At 58.7% G+C, this 15,077-nt stretch carries 14 protein-coding genes; 4 read left to right on the top strand and 10 right to left on the bottom strand.

The features are described from left to right. Positions 1–131: 131 nt before the first annotated feature. On the bottom strand, positions 132–455 hold the full coding sequence (locus tag RS584_RS22880) for an AzlD domain-containing protein (protein ID WP_193041446.1): 324 nt from the start codon (positions 453–455) through the stop codon (positions 132–134). Continuing rightward, on the bottom strand, positions 455–1,114 hold the full coding sequence (locus RS584_RS22875) for an AzlC family ABC transporter permease (protein ID WP_015569922.1): 660 nt from the start codon (positions 1,112–1,114) through the stop codon (positions 455–457). The genes RS584_RS22880 and RS584_RS22875 overlap by 1 nt, the downstream gene beginning before the upstream one ends. 103 nt (positions 1,115–1,217) lie before the next feature. On the opposite strand from RS584_RS22875, the gene RS584_RS22870 reads away from it, so the two are divergent. From RS584_RS22870 to RS584_RS22855, 4 genes are all read left to right on the top strand, one after another. Further along, a complete protein-coding gene (locus RS584_RS22870) occupies positions 1,218–1,766 on the top strand; it encodes a helix-turn-helix domain-containing protein (protein WP_003861973.1) in 549 nt (182 codons plus the stop codon). 17 nt (positions 1,767–1,783) lie between these two features. Beyond that, complete coding sequence (locus tag RS584_RS22865) at positions 1,784–2,779, top strand: LacI family DNA-binding transcriptional regulator (RefSeq protein ID WP_003861974.1); 996 nt, start codon at positions 1,784–1,786, stop codon at positions 2,777–2,779. Between the two features lie 105 nt (positions 2,780–2,884). Continuing rightward, positions 2,885–5,008, top strand: a complete 2,124-nt coding sequence (locus tag RS584_RS22860) for an alpha-galactosidase (protein WP_315748693.1) — start codon at positions 2,885–2,887, stop codon at positions 5,006–5,008. A 44-nt stretch (positions 5,009–5,052) separates the two neighbouring features. Further along, positions 5,053–6,318, top strand: a complete 1,266-nt coding sequence (locus tag RS584_RS22855; RefSeq protein WP_315748692.1) for an MFS transporter — start codon at positions 5,053–5,055, stop codon at positions 6,316–6,318. Positions 6,319–6,348: 30 nt separating this feature from the next. Here RS584_RS22855 and RS584_RS22850 read toward each other — a convergent pair whose 3' ends face one another. From RS584_RS22850 to RS584_RS22815, 8 genes are all read right to left on the bottom strand, one after another. Next, entirely contained in the window at positions 6,349–7,074 is a 726-nt protein-coding gene (locus RS584_RS22850) for a GntR family transcriptional regulator (RefSeq protein WP_032668950.1), read from the bottom strand. Positions 7,075–7,153: 79 nt separating this feature from the next. Continuing rightward, a complete protein-coding gene (locus RS584_RS22845) occupies positions 7,154–8,413 on the bottom strand; it encodes a PTS sugar transporter subunit IIC (RefSeq protein ID WP_032668951.1) in 1,260 nt (419 codons plus the stop codon). A 28-nt stretch (positions 8,414–8,441) separates the two neighbouring features. After that, positions 8,442–9,752, bottom strand: a complete 1,311-nt coding sequence (locus RS584_RS22840; protein WP_315748690.1) for a 6-phospho-beta-glucosidase — start codon at positions 9,750–9,752, stop codon at positions 8,442–8,444. 146 nt (positions 9,753–9,898) lie between these two features. Beyond that, positions 9,899–10,213, bottom strand: coding sequence for an L-rhamnose mutarotase (gene rhaM, locus RS584_RS22835; RefSeq protein ID WP_045338754.1), 315 nt, complete (start codon positions 10,211–10,213; stop codon positions 9,899–9,901). Continuing rightward, a complete protein-coding gene (gene fucO, locus RS584_RS22830) occupies positions 10,210–11,358 on the bottom strand; it encodes a lactaldehyde reductase (RefSeq protein ID WP_315748689.1) in 1,149 nt (382 codons plus the stop codon). Before fucO ends, rhaM begins: the two co-directional genes overlap by 4 nt. A gap of 137 nt (positions 11,359–11,495) precedes the next feature. Then, entirely contained in the window at positions 11,496–12,497 is a 1,002-nt protein-coding gene (locus RS584_RS22825) for an ABC transporter permease (protein WP_315748688.1), read from the bottom strand. Beyond that, positions 12,494–13,498, bottom strand: a complete 1,005-nt coding sequence (locus RS584_RS22820) for an ABC transporter permease (protein ID WP_315748687.1) — start codon at positions 13,496–13,498, stop codon at positions 12,494–12,496. The genes RS584_RS22825 and RS584_RS22820 overlap by 4 nt, the downstream gene beginning before the upstream one ends. Further along, a complete protein-coding gene (locus RS584_RS22815; RefSeq protein WP_315748685.1) occupies positions 13,499–15,001 on the bottom strand; it encodes a sugar ABC transporter ATP-binding protein in 1,503 nt (500 codons plus the stop codon). It lies immediately after the preceding gene. Positions 15,002–15,077 lie beyond the last annotated feature (76 nt).

Here is a 15,077-nt window from a genome sequence, read left to right as displayed (position 1 = left end):
GCTGAGCATGAAAATGTCAGCGGGGTATGACAAGACGACGGTGAGGAAGAGATGATTATTGTGGACGAGGCCACATTCCTGAAGGGACTGATTTTCCTGACGAATATATCATCGCCAGGAAAGGAAAGTTATTAATGTAATCCCGCCAGACGCAGCAGCGCCGTTACCACCGCCGCCGCGATGATCACCACAATTAACGGCATTTTGCGCCAGGCCAGAAACACCGCGAACCCCACCCCCAGTACGCGCGCCATCCCGGCAAAATGATCCCCTTCATAAAACGTTGTCGCCAGCGCGACGGAGAACAGCAAAACGGTAGCCGCGTCTGAAAGCAGCGCCTGCGACCGTTCTGAAAGCGCCAGTCGGTTGCCAAGCTTCGCTCCGCCAAGACGCATCAGATAGGTTCCGGCAGAAAGAATGGCGATACCGAGAATAAAGACCGTCATGTTTTCCATTATTTTTTCCTCGCGGCAAGGCCGAGCAAAGAGAGCAGCACCGGCAGGCCAACCGGCGCAAACGGTACGGCGGCCAGCGACAACACTGCGCCGCTACAGGCGCGGATCAGCGTGGTACGGTTTTTAAATGCCGGCACCACTAACGCCAGCAGGATCGCCGGGAACACCGCGTCCAGCCCGATGGTTTCCGGATCTGGCAGCAGCTTGCCGACCATCGCGCCCAGCACCGCCCCCAGCGGCCAGATGATTGCCACGCCCAGGCCGCACAGCCAGTAGGCCGCTTTACGCTGCTCGGCGGTTTTTTGCGACAGGCCGAACACCACACTTTCATCATTCATGATATGACAGCCCAGAAAGCTCAGGCCGCGCTTGCCCACCAGTTCACGCACCGTAACGCCGAACGGCACATGGCGCGCGTTAACCAGTAAACCGGCCGCTGCCGCTGCCAGCGGATTGCCGCCGCTCGCCACGATGCCGATAAACATAAACTCGGATGCGCCTGCCAGCACCGTGAGGGAGAGGACAAACGGCACCCACAGCGGGAAACCGTAGGCCATCGCCAGTGAGCCATAAGACATGCCGACCACGCCCACCGCGAGGCAGACCAGGACGATCGCTTTTATCGTGTCGCCTTTCAGGCAAGAGAGGTGATTCTTCATACCATTTTAGCCATATCGAACGTATTTCCATTATAATGAACGCATCAGAAACGTTTTACAAGACGAACGATTCGTTCGTTATAGAGAGAAAGAGGCCGTTATTATGACGCAGCCAATCAGCGTGATCGCCAAAAGCCTGGTGCGAGAACGCCTGCGAACCGGGCTCTCACTGGCGGAAATTGCCCGCCGTGCCGGGATCGCCAAATCCACGCTTTCTCAACTGGAGTCTGGCAACGGCAATCCTAGCCTGGAAACGCTGTGGTCGCTTTGCGTGGCGCTGGATATTCCGTTTGCCCGGTTACTGGAGCCGCAGCAACCCGTCACGCAGGTGATCCGCCGCGGCGAGGGCACAAAAGTCGTCGCCGGGCAGGCGAACTACGAGGCGATTTTGCTCGCGGCGTGTCCGCCTGGCGCGCGTCGTGATATCTATCTGCTGCTGACTCAGCCGGGGGCAGACCGTATTTCCCAGCCCCATCCGCCTGGTTCGGTTGAGCATATTATCGTGACCCAGGGGCGGGCGATGGTCGGTCTGATCGACGCGGCGGAAGAGCTCGGCCCGGGAGATTACATTTGCTACCCCGCTGACCAGCCGCATATCTTTAAGGCGCTGGAGCCAGATACGCACGCGCTGCTGGTGGCGGAACAAAACTAACAAAGATACGGAAAATCATGTCGCTTAAAGCCATTGCCAAAGAACTGGGGCTGTCTGTTACCACCGTCAGCCGCGCCCTCAACGGGTATGACGACGTTTCTGCTGAGACGCGCGCCCGCGTGGAAGCGGAGGCCCAGCGCCGTGGCTACCGACCAAATACCTTTGCCCGTCGCCTGAAGATGGGCAAAATCGACGCCGTCGGGCTGGTGTTTCCGGTGCATCCTGTTCCGCTCAATAACAGCGTTTTTATGGACATGGTCGGCGAAATTAGCCACGAACTGGCGCGACATGAGATTGACCTGCTGCTCATCGCTGACGACGATCTGGCGGACAAACACAGCTATATGCGCATGGTGCAGAGCCGACGCGTGGATGCGCTGATTGTGGCGCATACGCTGGATCACGATCCGCGTCTTGAGCAGCTACAGGCCGCCGGGTTCCCGTTCCTGGCGCTCGGCCGCAGCCAGCTCCCGCAGCCGTACGCGTGGTTCGATTTCGACAACTATGCCGGCACATATCAGGCCACCCGCTGGCTGATCGAGAAAGGCCATCAGCGCATTGCGCTGCTGGGCGAAAGCAACAACCAGGCATTCATCACCCAGCGCCGCCAGGGTTACCTGGACGCGCTGCGGGAAGCCGGACTTTCCAGCGAATGGCTGCGCGCCATGCCCCCTTCGCGTCGCGTGGGGTATGCCACCACGCAAGAACTTCTCTCCCTGCCGCAGCCGCCCACGGCCATCATTACTGACTGCAACACCCACGGCGACGGCGCAGCGATGGCCCTGGCGCAGATGGGGCGCTTAACCGGTGAAAATGCCGTTTCGCTGGTGGTCTATGACGGCTTACCGCAGGACAGCATTGTCGATATCGACGTCGCGGCGGTGATCCAGTCTACCCGTCAGGGTGTCGGGAAACAGATTGCCGATATGGTGCGCCAGCTGATTAATGGCGACGACATTGACACCCTTCAGGTGCTCTGGCAGCCAGAATTCTCCCCAGGCCAGACGGCCTGATTACACCAAAAATTCCAAACCCGATCACAGATCCGAAACGTTTTGGTTTGTATCCGAAACGTTTCGGATCAACACTCAGGACATCCCGATGACAGGAGATGTCTGATGCAAGATTCCATTTTTCGACTTGAAAGCAATACGGTAGACGTGGTGATTAAAACCCACCCGTTCGCCGAAATTCTCTACTGGGGGCCACACCTTCAGCACTTTTCGCCGCAGGATGCGCTGAGTATTGCGCGCCCGGTTGCTAATGGCAGGCTGGACGTCGACTCCCCCGTCACGCTGATGGCAGAGCTGGGGCATGGGCTGTTTGGCTCGCCGGGCATCGAGGGGCACCGCCAGGGGCTGGACGGATCGCCGGTATTTAAAACCACGCAGGTGCAGCAGGCGTTAAACGCCCTGACAATCACTGCTGAAGACGAGCATGCAGGCCTGCGCCTGACCAGTGAAATAACGCTGGATGCCAGCGGCGTACTGGTGGTGCGTCATGGGTTAACCAACCTGAAAACGCTGGCGTGGCAGGTGGATCGCTTTGCCGTCACGCTGCCGGTGGCCGAGCGCGCGCTGGAGGTGATGGCCTTCCACGGACGCTGGATCAGGGAGTTTCAGCCGCACCGCGTGATGCTTGAACATGACAGCTTTGTGATTGAAAACCGTCGGGGTAAAACCTCCCATGAACATTTCCCGGCGCTGATTTCAGGTACGCCGTCATTCAGTGAAATGCACGGCAACGTCTGGGGTATACATCTGGGCTGGAGTGGTAACCACCGCCTGCGCGCAGAGGCGAAAACCGATGGCCGCCGCTATATGCAGGCCGAAGCGCTCTACCTGCCGGGTGAAATGGCGATTGAAGAGGGGGAAACGCTCTGGACGCCGCGCCTGTATGCCAGTCACTCCCCGCACGGGCTGAACGGCATGAGCCAGCAGTTCCACCGCTACCTGCGCGACAATGTTATCCGCTTCCCGGAAGATAAACCGCGCCCGGTGCACCTCAACACCTGGGAGGGGATCTACTTCAACCACGATCCGGACTACATCATGCGCATGGCCGACGAGGCCGCTGCGCTGGGCGTGGAGCGCTTTATTATCGACGACGGCTGGTTTAAAGGCCGCAACGACGACCACGCCGCGCTGGGCGACTGGTATCTGGACAAGAAAAAATACCCGAACGGCCTAAAGCCGGTAATCGATCACGTTAAACAGCTCAGCATGGAGTTTGGTATCTGGGTTGAGCCGGAGATGATTAACCCCGATTCCGATCTGTACCGCGCGCACCCTGACTGGGTACTGGCGCTGCCGGGCTACGATCAGGCGACCGGGCGTCATCAGCTGGTGCTCAACCTGAACATACCCGAAGCCTTTGATTACCTCGTGGAGCGCATGAGCTGGCTGCTGGGCGAGCACGCGGTCGACTACGTTAAATGGGACATGAACCGCGAGCTGGTGCAGCCGGGACACAAGGGTAAAGCCGCCGCCGACGCGCAGACGCGCCAGTTTTACCGCCTGCTGGACGTGCTGGGCGAGCGCTTCCCGCACATTGAGTTTGAATCCTGCTCGTCGGGTGGCGGGCGTATTGATTACGAAGTGCTGACCCGCAGCCACCGCTTCTGGGCGTCCGACAACAACGACGCGCTGGAGCGCAACACTATCCAGCGCGGCATGAGCTACTTCTTCCCGCCGGAGGTGATGGGCGCGCATATCGGTCACCATAAATGTCACGCCACCTTCCGCCAGCACAGCATTCAGTTCCGCGGGCTAACAGCGCTGTTTGGCCACATGGGGCTGGAGCTGGATCCGCTCACCGTCAATGCGCAGGAGCGTGAAGGCTATCGCCATTACGCCGCGCTGCACAAGCGGTGGCGAGAGGTCATTCATCACGGCACCCAGTGGCGCGTGGATATGCCGGACGCCACCACCCTGGCGCAGGGTATAGTGAGCGAAGATAAGACGCAGGGGCTGTTTTTGGTCAGCCAGCTCGCGATGCCGGATTACACCCTGATGATGCCGCTGCGCATGCCGGGGTTAGACGCCAGCGCGCTGTACCGCATCACGCTGCTCGATCACCCGAACATTCAGATTACGGGTGAGGGCGGGCACACCATGCGTAAGCTGCCGGCGTGGATGAACGCGCCGCAAACGGTAAGCGGTGAGTGGCTGATGCAGGCGGGTATTGCGCTGCCGATTCTGGATCCGGAAACCGCCATCCTGATTGGTGTGGAACGCGTGTAAGGGTGACGGGCCGGGCAACCGGCCCTCCGTTGAGGATAAAAATAATGAACACAACAACCTGTACCCACAAAGACAACCCTAACTTCTGGATCTTCGGGCTGTTCTTTTTTCTCTACTTCTTCATCATGGCCACCTGCTTTCCGTTCCTGCCGATCTGGCTGTCGGACATCATCGGCCTGAACAAAACCCATACCGGGATTGTTTTCTCCTGCATCTCGCTGTCGGCCATTGCCTTCCAGCCGGTGCTGGGGGTCATTTCGGACAAGCTGGGGCTGAAAAAACACCTGCTTTGGATCATCTCGGTGCTGCTGTTCCTGTTCGCGCCGTTCTTCCTGTTCGTCTTCGCCCCGCTGCTGAAAACCAATATCTGGCTGGGGGCGCTGAGCGGTGGGTTGTATATCGGCTTTGTCTTCTCAGCGGGTTCGGGGGCGATTGAGGCCTACATTGAGCGCGTAAGCCGCAACAGCTTTTTTGAGTACGGCAAGGCGCGCATGTTCGGCTGTCTCGGCTGGGGGCTGTGCGCCTCAACGGGCGGCATCCTGTTCGGCATCGATCCGTCGTACGTCTTCTGGATGGGGTCGGCCGCGGCGCTGTTGCTGATGCTGCTGCTGGTGGTCGCGAAACCGAAGCCTAACCAGACGGCGCAGGTGATGAACGCACTGGGCGCGAATCAGCCGCAGATCACCGCTAAAACCGTTTTTACCCTGTTCCGCCAGCGCAGAATGTGGATGTTCATCCTGTACGTGATTGGCGTGGCCTGCGTGTATGACGTCTTCGACCAGCAGTTTGCCACCTTCTTCAAAACCTTCTTCGCCACGCCGCAGGAGGGGACCCGCGCCTTTGGTTTCGCCACCACGGCGGGGGAAATCTGTAACGCGATCATTATGTTCTGCTCGCCGTGGATCATTAACCGCATCGGCGCGAAAAACACGCTGCTGATTGCCGGGGTGATCATGGCGACGCGCATTATCGGCTCGTCGTTTGCCACCACTGCCGTGGAGGTGATTGCCCTGAAGATGCTGCACGCGCTGGAAGTCCCGTTCCTGCTGGTGGGGGCATTCAAGTACATCACCGGGGTGTTTGATACGCGCCTGTCGGCCACCATCTACCTGATTGGCTTCCAGTTTGCCAAACAGTCGGCGGCGATCTTCCTCTCCGCCTTTGCCGGAAATATGTATGACCGGGTCGGCTTCCAGGAGACGTATCTGATACTGGGCTGTTTCGTGCTGGCGATCACGGTGGTGTCGGCGTTTACGCTGTCAAACTGCAAACCCGCTGACGCGCTGCGCGCCGAGCCGGTGACCCGCTAAATCCTGAGTGCCACGGGAAGCCGTGGCGCGTTATTTCCCCACCCAGCTATTTTTGATTTTGAATTTATCGGCCCGGTTGTAGCCAATCGAATAGTTAAAAGCGGTGCCGTCTTCAAGCTTGGTGACGCCGGAAACTTTCAACATCGGCATCCCCGGAGCTATACCCAGCAGACCTGCCATCTCTTCGGAAAACAGATCACCCTCGATAACCGAGTTGTAAAACTTAATCTTTTTGCCGGTGTAAGTTTCTATGTATTCATACAGCGAGCCGCCGTCCAGCACCTCGTCGGGAATGGTGGCAATGACCGATGCGCAGACCCACGAATCCTCGATCAGCACTGGCGCATCGTCAATGAGGCGTACGCGGCGAATAAAGTGAACGCGCTGTTCAGCCTGTATCTCCAGTTCTCGGGCAATAGCCGGGCTGGCGGTGAGTAGCTGATGGCGGATGAGGCGGCTGGAGACCTCGACCTGATGAAACTCGCGGGAAAAGCCCAGCACTGAATCACCGGTGCCGTTATTGAGTAAGTACAGATCATTCTCGATGGTGCGGGTAACAAACATTCCCTTTCCGTGAATGCGCTCAATAAAGCCCTCCTGCTCCAGCAGGTGCATGGACTTTTGCAGCGTCACGCGGCTGACGCCGTAAATCAGAGACAGCTCCCGTTCAGACGGGATTTTTTCTCCCACCTGATAGCGATTATTCAGAATGTCGTCTCTGATACTGTTTTTGATTTCAATATAGCGAGCGGCCATGAGGAAGGTATCAGTCAGTCATGAAGGCGGGCAGTGTACCACTGAAGGATAAGGCGGGCGCTGACCAGCGCCCTAAAGTTTAACCTTGCTCACCGAGTGGATACATTTCGGCTTCTTTTTCGCGCTTTTCCTGCGCGAGTTGCTTTTTCTCAAGCATTTTGAAGAACGGAAAATACATCACCGCAGAGATAAGCACCATGCAGCCGGACCAGATGGCGGCAGGGATATTCCCTCCGGTGGCAAAGTAGGCGTTCAGTATCGGCGGCATTGTCCACGGGATCTGGAACACGGGCTTACCGATAATGCCAAACGTCATAAGTAGCCACGAGCAGGTGCAAATCACCATGGGCGTCAGTACCAGCGGGATCATCATCAGCGGGTTCAGCACCATCGGCACGCCGAAGATAACCGGTTCATTGATGCAAAACAGCGACGGCCCCACGGAAACCCGTCCTACGGATCGGTAATAGCGACTCTTTGACATCAGCATCGCCAGCACCAGCCCCATGGTCGCGCCGGACCCGCCAGAGCAAATAAAAATGGTGTAGAAACCCTCGGCGCTGACGTGGGGAATGGGCTGGTGGGAAAGATACGCCTCGGTGTTCTCAGCAATAAACTTCAGGAAAATTGGGCTGGTAATACCGGACAGGACGTTGGTGCCGTGAATGCCGCAGCACCACAGCAGGGAGATTAGCCCAACCAGCAACAACATGCCCGGGAGCGTGTCCAGCCCCGTGACCAGCGGGCTGAGGATGAGCGTGAAAAAGGCATTGATATCAAAGTTCAGCACCACCCGCACCACCCAGATCAGTGCGAGGCAGACGAAGGCCGGAGCCAGGCTGACAAACGACTGAAGCACGGCGGGCGGCACGCCGTCCGGCAGGGTGATGTAGAGCTTGCGCTGGATAAAAAAGCGCACGATATAGACCGTTATCACCGACAAAATAATGGCCGAGAAAAGCCCCGAGGCACCAAAGTTATCGACGTTAATCTTGTGATACTCGTCGATTTGCGACAGCAGGAACACGGCCACCGTGATGCAGGCGCAGCTCAGGCCATCCAGCGCGTAGTGCCTGGCCAGGTTATAGCTAATGCCGATGGCGGCGATAAGACCGATGGCGCCAAACGTCGCCTGCACCGGGATGCTGAGCAGCTCCGCGTATTGTCCAATCCACCCGCTCCAGCCGGGAATGGGCAGATTAGCCACGATCAAAAACACGCTGCCGGCAATGATAAACGGCAAGGTAAAGGCGATGCCGTTACGCACGGCAACGAGAATGACGTTATTGCCGATTTTCATCATGATCGGCACTAACTGATTCTCCAGAAAACGCTTCATATGAACTCCCTGTAGATCGCTGAGCGCATCAGTGCGCGTACTGAGGTAAAAACTCGCGGTTGGCGAGCAGGTAGTCACTTAATATCGCCTCCGCCACGGCAACGGATGGCACCAGCGGATGCGACGCCAGTGCCAGCAGTGCCACGCGGCGGTCTCCGGTAAGGGCAGCTTCAACCGTTAGCTCCTCAAAGGTTTTGACGCTCTGAATGAGCCCTTTGACGGCCACCGGCAGATGTCCGTAGCTCAGCGGATGCGCGCCGCAGGCGTCGATCATGGCGTTGGTTTCAATGACCGCGGTATCGGGCAGATCGGGCGTGGTGCCCCGGTTCGGCACGTTAACAACGTGGATTTCGCGTTTATTGTTGTAAATCGAACTGATGATGGAACAGGCGGTGTCGGAATAGAGCGCACCGCCTCGGGCGGCGAGGGCTGCGGGTTTCTCACACAGCGTCGGATCCCGGTATAGCTCAAATAGCGATTTTTCGATAACGAGGGACTGCTCTCCTCGCGTGCCGCCGTGCGTGAGCTCGTCAATCTCATGCTCGACCATTTCGCGGCTGAGGTAAAAATACTTCAGATAAGAGAGCGGATAGAGCCGCAGGGCGCGGATGAAATCGGCAGGTAGCCCAATGTCAGGGATGTTTTTCAGCTGATTGCCGCCCACGCCTTGTGCCAGCTTCTCGATAAAATCGTCTGTGCAATCCTGCCCCTGCACGCGGATCCTGTCGGCAAAAATCAGGTGGTTCAGGCCAATAATTCTGGCATCCACTGCGTCTCGTTCTACACCGTAGGCTTTTGCGACGTCGCGCATCATGCTGTTTGCCCCGCTGCAAATCCCTATCGATTTAATGGGGCTGTGCTGCGAGAGCGCTTCGGTCACGATCCCAGCAGGGTTGGTGAAGTTAATCAGCCATGCGTCCGGGCACAGTACCTCCATCTTCCTGCATAAATCCAGCAGCACGGGAATGGTGCGTTGGGCTTTCATAAAGCCGCCAGGCCCGGTGGTTTCCTGACCCAGCACGCCGTAGCGCAGCGGGATTTTCTCATCCTGAATGCGCGCCGCCAGTTGCCCCACGCGGATTTGCGTGGTTACAAAGTCAGCGCCCTTCAGGGCGGCGTCCAGATCCGTGGTCAGGTGAACGGCCATGTTGATGCCCGCTTTCTTCACCATGCGCTGGGCCAGCGCGCCGACGATGTCCAGCTTCTCTTTACCCGCTTCGATATCCACCAGCCAGTATTCGCTAACCGGCAGCTCGTGGTGACGGCGAATAAATCCGTCGATGAGCTCTGGGGTATATCCTGAACCACCGCCAAGGGTAACAACCTTTAAATCAGCCATATTAAATCACTCCATGATTAACTGGCGTATGCCAGTTTTGGGTGAAATTAACACAGGGCGTTTAGCATTCAATAGCAAAACCCCTGGTAAGCCAGGGGTTTTTGAGAAATGCGAGCATGCGCATATTTTGATGAAAGTGACGGAAATCAGTCCAGGTAAAACACCTCTTTCAGCCCCGCACTCACCGGGCTGTTATCCGGGTTCGACGGCATAACGTCACCCATATATTTCCACCATCGCTGGCAGACATCGGTGTTTGCCACCGCGTTCCAGCGCTCCTCCGATTCAATCTCCACCGTCGCAAACAGCAGGTTGCGGGTTTTGTCGAGGTAAATGGCGTAGTGGTGCGCGCCGTGGGCTTTCAGCACCGCTTCCAGCTCGGGCCAGATGGGATTATGGCGGCGCGCGTACTCCTCGTGCGCGTCCGGGTTTACCTGCATCACAAACGCTTTGCGGATCATAAAGCCTCCAGGTACAACTCGCGGACCTCATCGCGGCTGGCGGTGCGCGGGTTACACGGTGCGCACGGGTCGGCGAGGGCTTTATCCAGCCAGCCTTCAATATCGGCTTTGGTCACGCCGAGCTGGCTGAAGCCGGACGGAATGCCGACCCGGGCGCTCAGGTCGCGAATCGCCTGAATGGCTGACATGCTGGCCGCTTCATCGCTCATGCCGCGCGTGTCAACGCCCATCGCCTGCGCCACGCGGGCAAATCGGGCAACCGCGTTCGGGCGGTTAAAGTTTTCGATGATCGGCAGCAGAATGGCGTTGCACACGCCGTGTGGCAGGTTATGCGTCGCGCCCGGCTGGTGCGCCAGGGCGTGCACCAGCCCCAGACCGGCGCTGTTAAACGCCATGCCCGCCAGATACTGACCAAAGGCCATCTGCTCGCGCGCTTCCAGGTTGTGACCGTCGTCGACCGCTTTCGGCAGCCAGAGGTTGATCAGGCGAATCGCCTCCAGCGCGTTGGCATCGGTCAGCGGGTGCGCGCCGACGGACACGTAGGCTTCAATGGCGTGGGTCAAGGCATCCATGCCGGTTGCGGCGGTCACGGAGGCGGGAATATCGAGCATCACGCTGGCATCGTCCACGGCGATATCCGGGATGATGTTCGGGTCGATAATCACCTCTTTCACCTGTCGCGCGGCGTCAATGATCACCGCGTTGCTGGTCATCTCCGCCGCCGTGCCTGCTGTGGTGTTGATCGCCACCAGCGGCACGCCCGCGTTTTTCACCTTGCCGACGCCGGAGTAATCGGTTGACGGACCGGGGTTGGCGGTGAGGATTTTGATCGCCTTGGCGGTATCAATCGGGCTGCCGCCGCCAAAGGCAATCAGGTAATCACACTCCGCATCCTGATATGCCGCATAGCCTTTTTGCACCAGCGCTTCCGTCGGATTCGGGAATACCTCATCGAACAGGTGATACGACATCTGATGGGCGTCGAGCGCGGAAAACAAACTGTCGAGCAGGCCAAGTTTCACCAGCTGGCCGTCGGTGACAACCAGCGCTTTTCCCCACTGCTTGTTTGCCACCAGGTTGACCATATCGCCGATTGCGCCCGCGCCGTGCAGGCTGATTTTGGGGAGTGCCAACATAAAGCTCATGATAATTCTCCTTAATATGATTTTGAGGTAATCCGTTTCCCCCTCACCCCAGCCCTCTCCCCATAGGGGAGAGGGTGAAAGGCCGCACCGAGCAGTCCCCTCTCCCCTGTGGGGAGAGGGTTAGGGTGAGGGGCAATTTAATTCCGTCTTCGCTGCATCACCCGGCGGGTAATAATCGGCAGCGAAATCACCACGATCAGCATCGCGCCGATAATCACCGACATCACGATGCCGGGCACGTTAAGCAGGCTCAGGCCAAAGGTCACCAGCCCCATCAGGAAGGCGGCGATAATCACGCCCACCATGCTGCCGGACCCACCGAGAATATTGACGCCGCCGAGCACCGCCATCGTCACCACCGCCAGCTCCCAGCCCATCGCGATGGTCGGGCGGGTACTGCCCAGACGCGAGGTGAGCAGCACCGACGCCAGGCCGGACATCAGTCCTACCAGCGCAAACAGGATCAGGTTGTGGCGCTTCACGTTGATGCCGGAGTACCACGCGCCGGTCGGGTTGTTGCCGATGGCGTAGGTGCGGCGGCCAAAATTGGTGCGGTGCAGCACAAAGGCAAACAGAGCGGCCAGCACGATAAACAGCGCGAACTCAAACGACAGCGCACCCCAGACGTAGCCCTGGCCGAACCAGGCGAAGCTCTCCGGGTAGCTGTTCAGCGCCTGGTCCCCGAGCAGGATGTAGGTGATCCCGCGGTACAGGCTCATGGTGCCGATGGTGATGACGATGGACGACAGGTTAAAGCGCGTCACCAGAATGCCGTTGAACAGCCCGCACAGTAGCCCGACGCCTAATCCCACGCAGACCAGCAGCGGCGTATCGACGCCCGCCGCCGCGCAAAAGCCCATCACCGTGGAGCTGAGCGCGATGGTGGAGGCCACAGACAGGTCAATTTCCCGGGCGATAATCAGCATCGCCATCGGCAACACAATGATCGCTTTTTCCGTGAAGTTGAACGTCGCGTCGGAGAGGTTCCAGATATTGAGGAAGTAGGGCGAGGCGAGCGCGTTCACCACAAACACCGCCAGCGTCACCGCCAGCAGGAAGCCCTCCCAGCACAGCAGGCGCTGGAAGATGCCCGGCGCAGAAGTGGGTTTGAACTCTTCAGATGTCATCATTTTGCTCATGGTTTCACCGCCAGTTTCTGACGTGCCAGCGCCGCGTCGCGCAGGATCAGCCTGCCTTTGCGCTTGTTGCCGCGCTCGTTCAGCAGCACAGCGATGACAATGACCGAGCCGGAAATCGCCATCTGCCAGAACGGGGAGACGCCGATCACCGGCAGGGCGTTGTTGATGACGCCGAGAAACAGCGCGCCGAACAGGCAGCCGAGCACGCGCCCGGTGCCGCCCATGGTGCTGATCCCGCCAATCACGCAGGCGGCGACCACCTGCAACTCAAAGCCGTTCGCCACGTCGACATAGGCCACCGCAAAGCGCGAAATCCACAGATACCCGCAGAACCCGGCCAGCAGCCCGGAGAGGCAGAAGCTGACAAACTGCATTTTCCCGGCGTTGATCCCGGTGTAGTACGCTGCCGTGGCGTTCCCGCCTGCGGTGTAGAGCGCCCGTCCGGTGCGGCTGTAGCGCAGGAAGTAGCCCACCAGCAACAGTACGGCGATGGCGCACCAGCTCAGCACCGGCAGGCCCAGCACTGACGCACGCGGCAGGCCGAGGAAGTCTGCACCCATCTGGTTGGAGTTCACCCAGCCGCCGCCGGAGAGCAAAAAGATCATTCCGCGGTAGATGCTCATGGTGCCGAGCGTCACCACAATCGCCGGAATGCCCAGTTTCCACACCAGCAGGCCGTTTATTGCGCCCATCAGCAGCCCAAGCGCGCTGGCAAGGATCAGCAGCGCCCAGACGGGCACGTCCGGGTAATGGAAATTAATCAGGGCGACAATCATCCCGGTCAGGGCCAGATTAGCCGCCATCGACAGGTCGATGCCTTTAGTGAGCAGCACCAACATCTGCCCGAGCGCGAGGACGATCAGAATGGCGGTGTCGTTAAACATCTCCACCAGGTTTCCCGGTGCGATAAACGATGGCACGCGGCTGCCAATGGCGACGACCATCAGGACAATCACCGCGCCAAGCAGCGCCTCGCGGTGTTTTAAGAGTGAGCTAAGCATTTATGCCGCCTCCTGTTTTGCACCGCTGGCGGCGCTGACGATGGTTTCCGCCGTCGCGTCTCCCGCCTGGTATTCGGCCACCATCAGCCCCTCGTGCATCACGATGATACGGTCCGCCATGCCCATCACTTCCGGCAGTTCGGACGAGACCATAATCACCGCCAGCCCCTGACTGACCAGTTCGGACATAAAGTGATGAACGGCTGCCTTTGAGCCGATATCGATGCCTTTTGTCGGCTCATCGAGGATGATCACGTCAGGATGCGTTGCCAGCCACTTAGCGATAACCACCTTTTGCTGGTTGCCGCCGGAGAGCGTTTCCACCGCCTGCTTCCAGCTAAAGGCTTTCACTTGCAGGCGCCTGGCGTAGTCGTCTGCCAGCTTCCATTCGCGGTCGTCGTGCAGTACGCCGTTCGGATTGAGCTTGCCGAGCTGCGGCAGGCTGATGTTCTGGGCAATCGGCAGCTCGATAATCGCGCCCTGCTTCTGCCGCTCTTCCGGCACGCAGACGATACCAGCTTTGATCGCATCCGCAGGATGGCGAAAGCGCTGAGGCTGGCCGTTGAGGATAATTTCGCCCGACGACGGCCGCGTGACGCCGGAAAGCGCCTGCATTAGCTCGGTACGCCCGGCGCCGACCAGCCCGTAGAAGCCGAGGATTTCCCCTTTACGCAGGGAGAAGGAGATGTTGGCAAACTCGGTCGGGTGGCAGAGGTTCTTTACCTCCAGCACCGTCTCGCCTTTTTCGCACTCGATTTTCGGGAAGGTCTGGGTGATGGCGCGCCCGACCATCATCGACACCATCCGCTCTTCGGTTATCGCACTCATCGCGCCTTCTCCGACGAACGCGCCGTCGCGCAGGATGGTGTAGTGGTCTGCAAGCTCGAAGATCTCGTCGAACTTGTGGGAGATAAACAGGATGGCCTTGCCCTCCTGCTTCAGGCGCTCAACGATGTGGTAAAACTCGAGAATTTCATGCTGCGACAGGGCCGCCGTCGGTTCATCGAGAATGACGACCTGCGCCTCAAACGACAGCGCGCGGGCGATGGCAACCATATGGCGCTGGGCGATACTCAGGGTTTTCAGCGTCGCGCGCGGGTCGATTTGCACCTCAAGCCGGGTGAGGATCGCCTGCGCCCGGCGGTGCATCTCCGGCCAGTCGAGCTTTTTAAAAAAGCCCGTGTGAAGGTACTGACCAACAAAGATATTTTCGGTGACCGAGAGTTCATCGAACAGGACGGTTTCCTGGTGAATGGCGGTGATGCCCATTTTATGCGCCGACTCCGGCGTCGGAAGGTGAACGGGGATCGCCTTGTAGAGAATTTCGCCCTCGTCGGGCTGGTATATGCCGGTCATCACTTTGACCAGCGTTGACTTGCCCGCGCCGTTTTCGCCTATCAGGGCGGTCACTTTGCCGGGCCACAGCGCAAGCTGCACGTTCTCAAGAGCACGCACGCCGGGGAACACCTTGGTGATGCCAGAAAGCTGTAGCAATGGGGTCATGATAGTTCTCCGTTTGGTTCACCCTCACCCCGACCCTCTCCCAAAGGGAGAGGGGGTTAACGTTCCCTCTCCCTTT

Source organism: Enterobacter sp. DTU_2021_1002640_1_SI_PRY_ASU_LCPMC_013 (assembly GCF_032389435.1).
Lineage (GTDB): Bacteria > Pseudomonadota > Gammaproteobacteria > Enterobacterales > Enterobacteriaceae > Enterobacter > Enterobacter hormaechei_C.
Note: the sequence above shows the minus strand (reverse complement) of the source record. Positions and strands in the feature narration are given on the sequence as shown.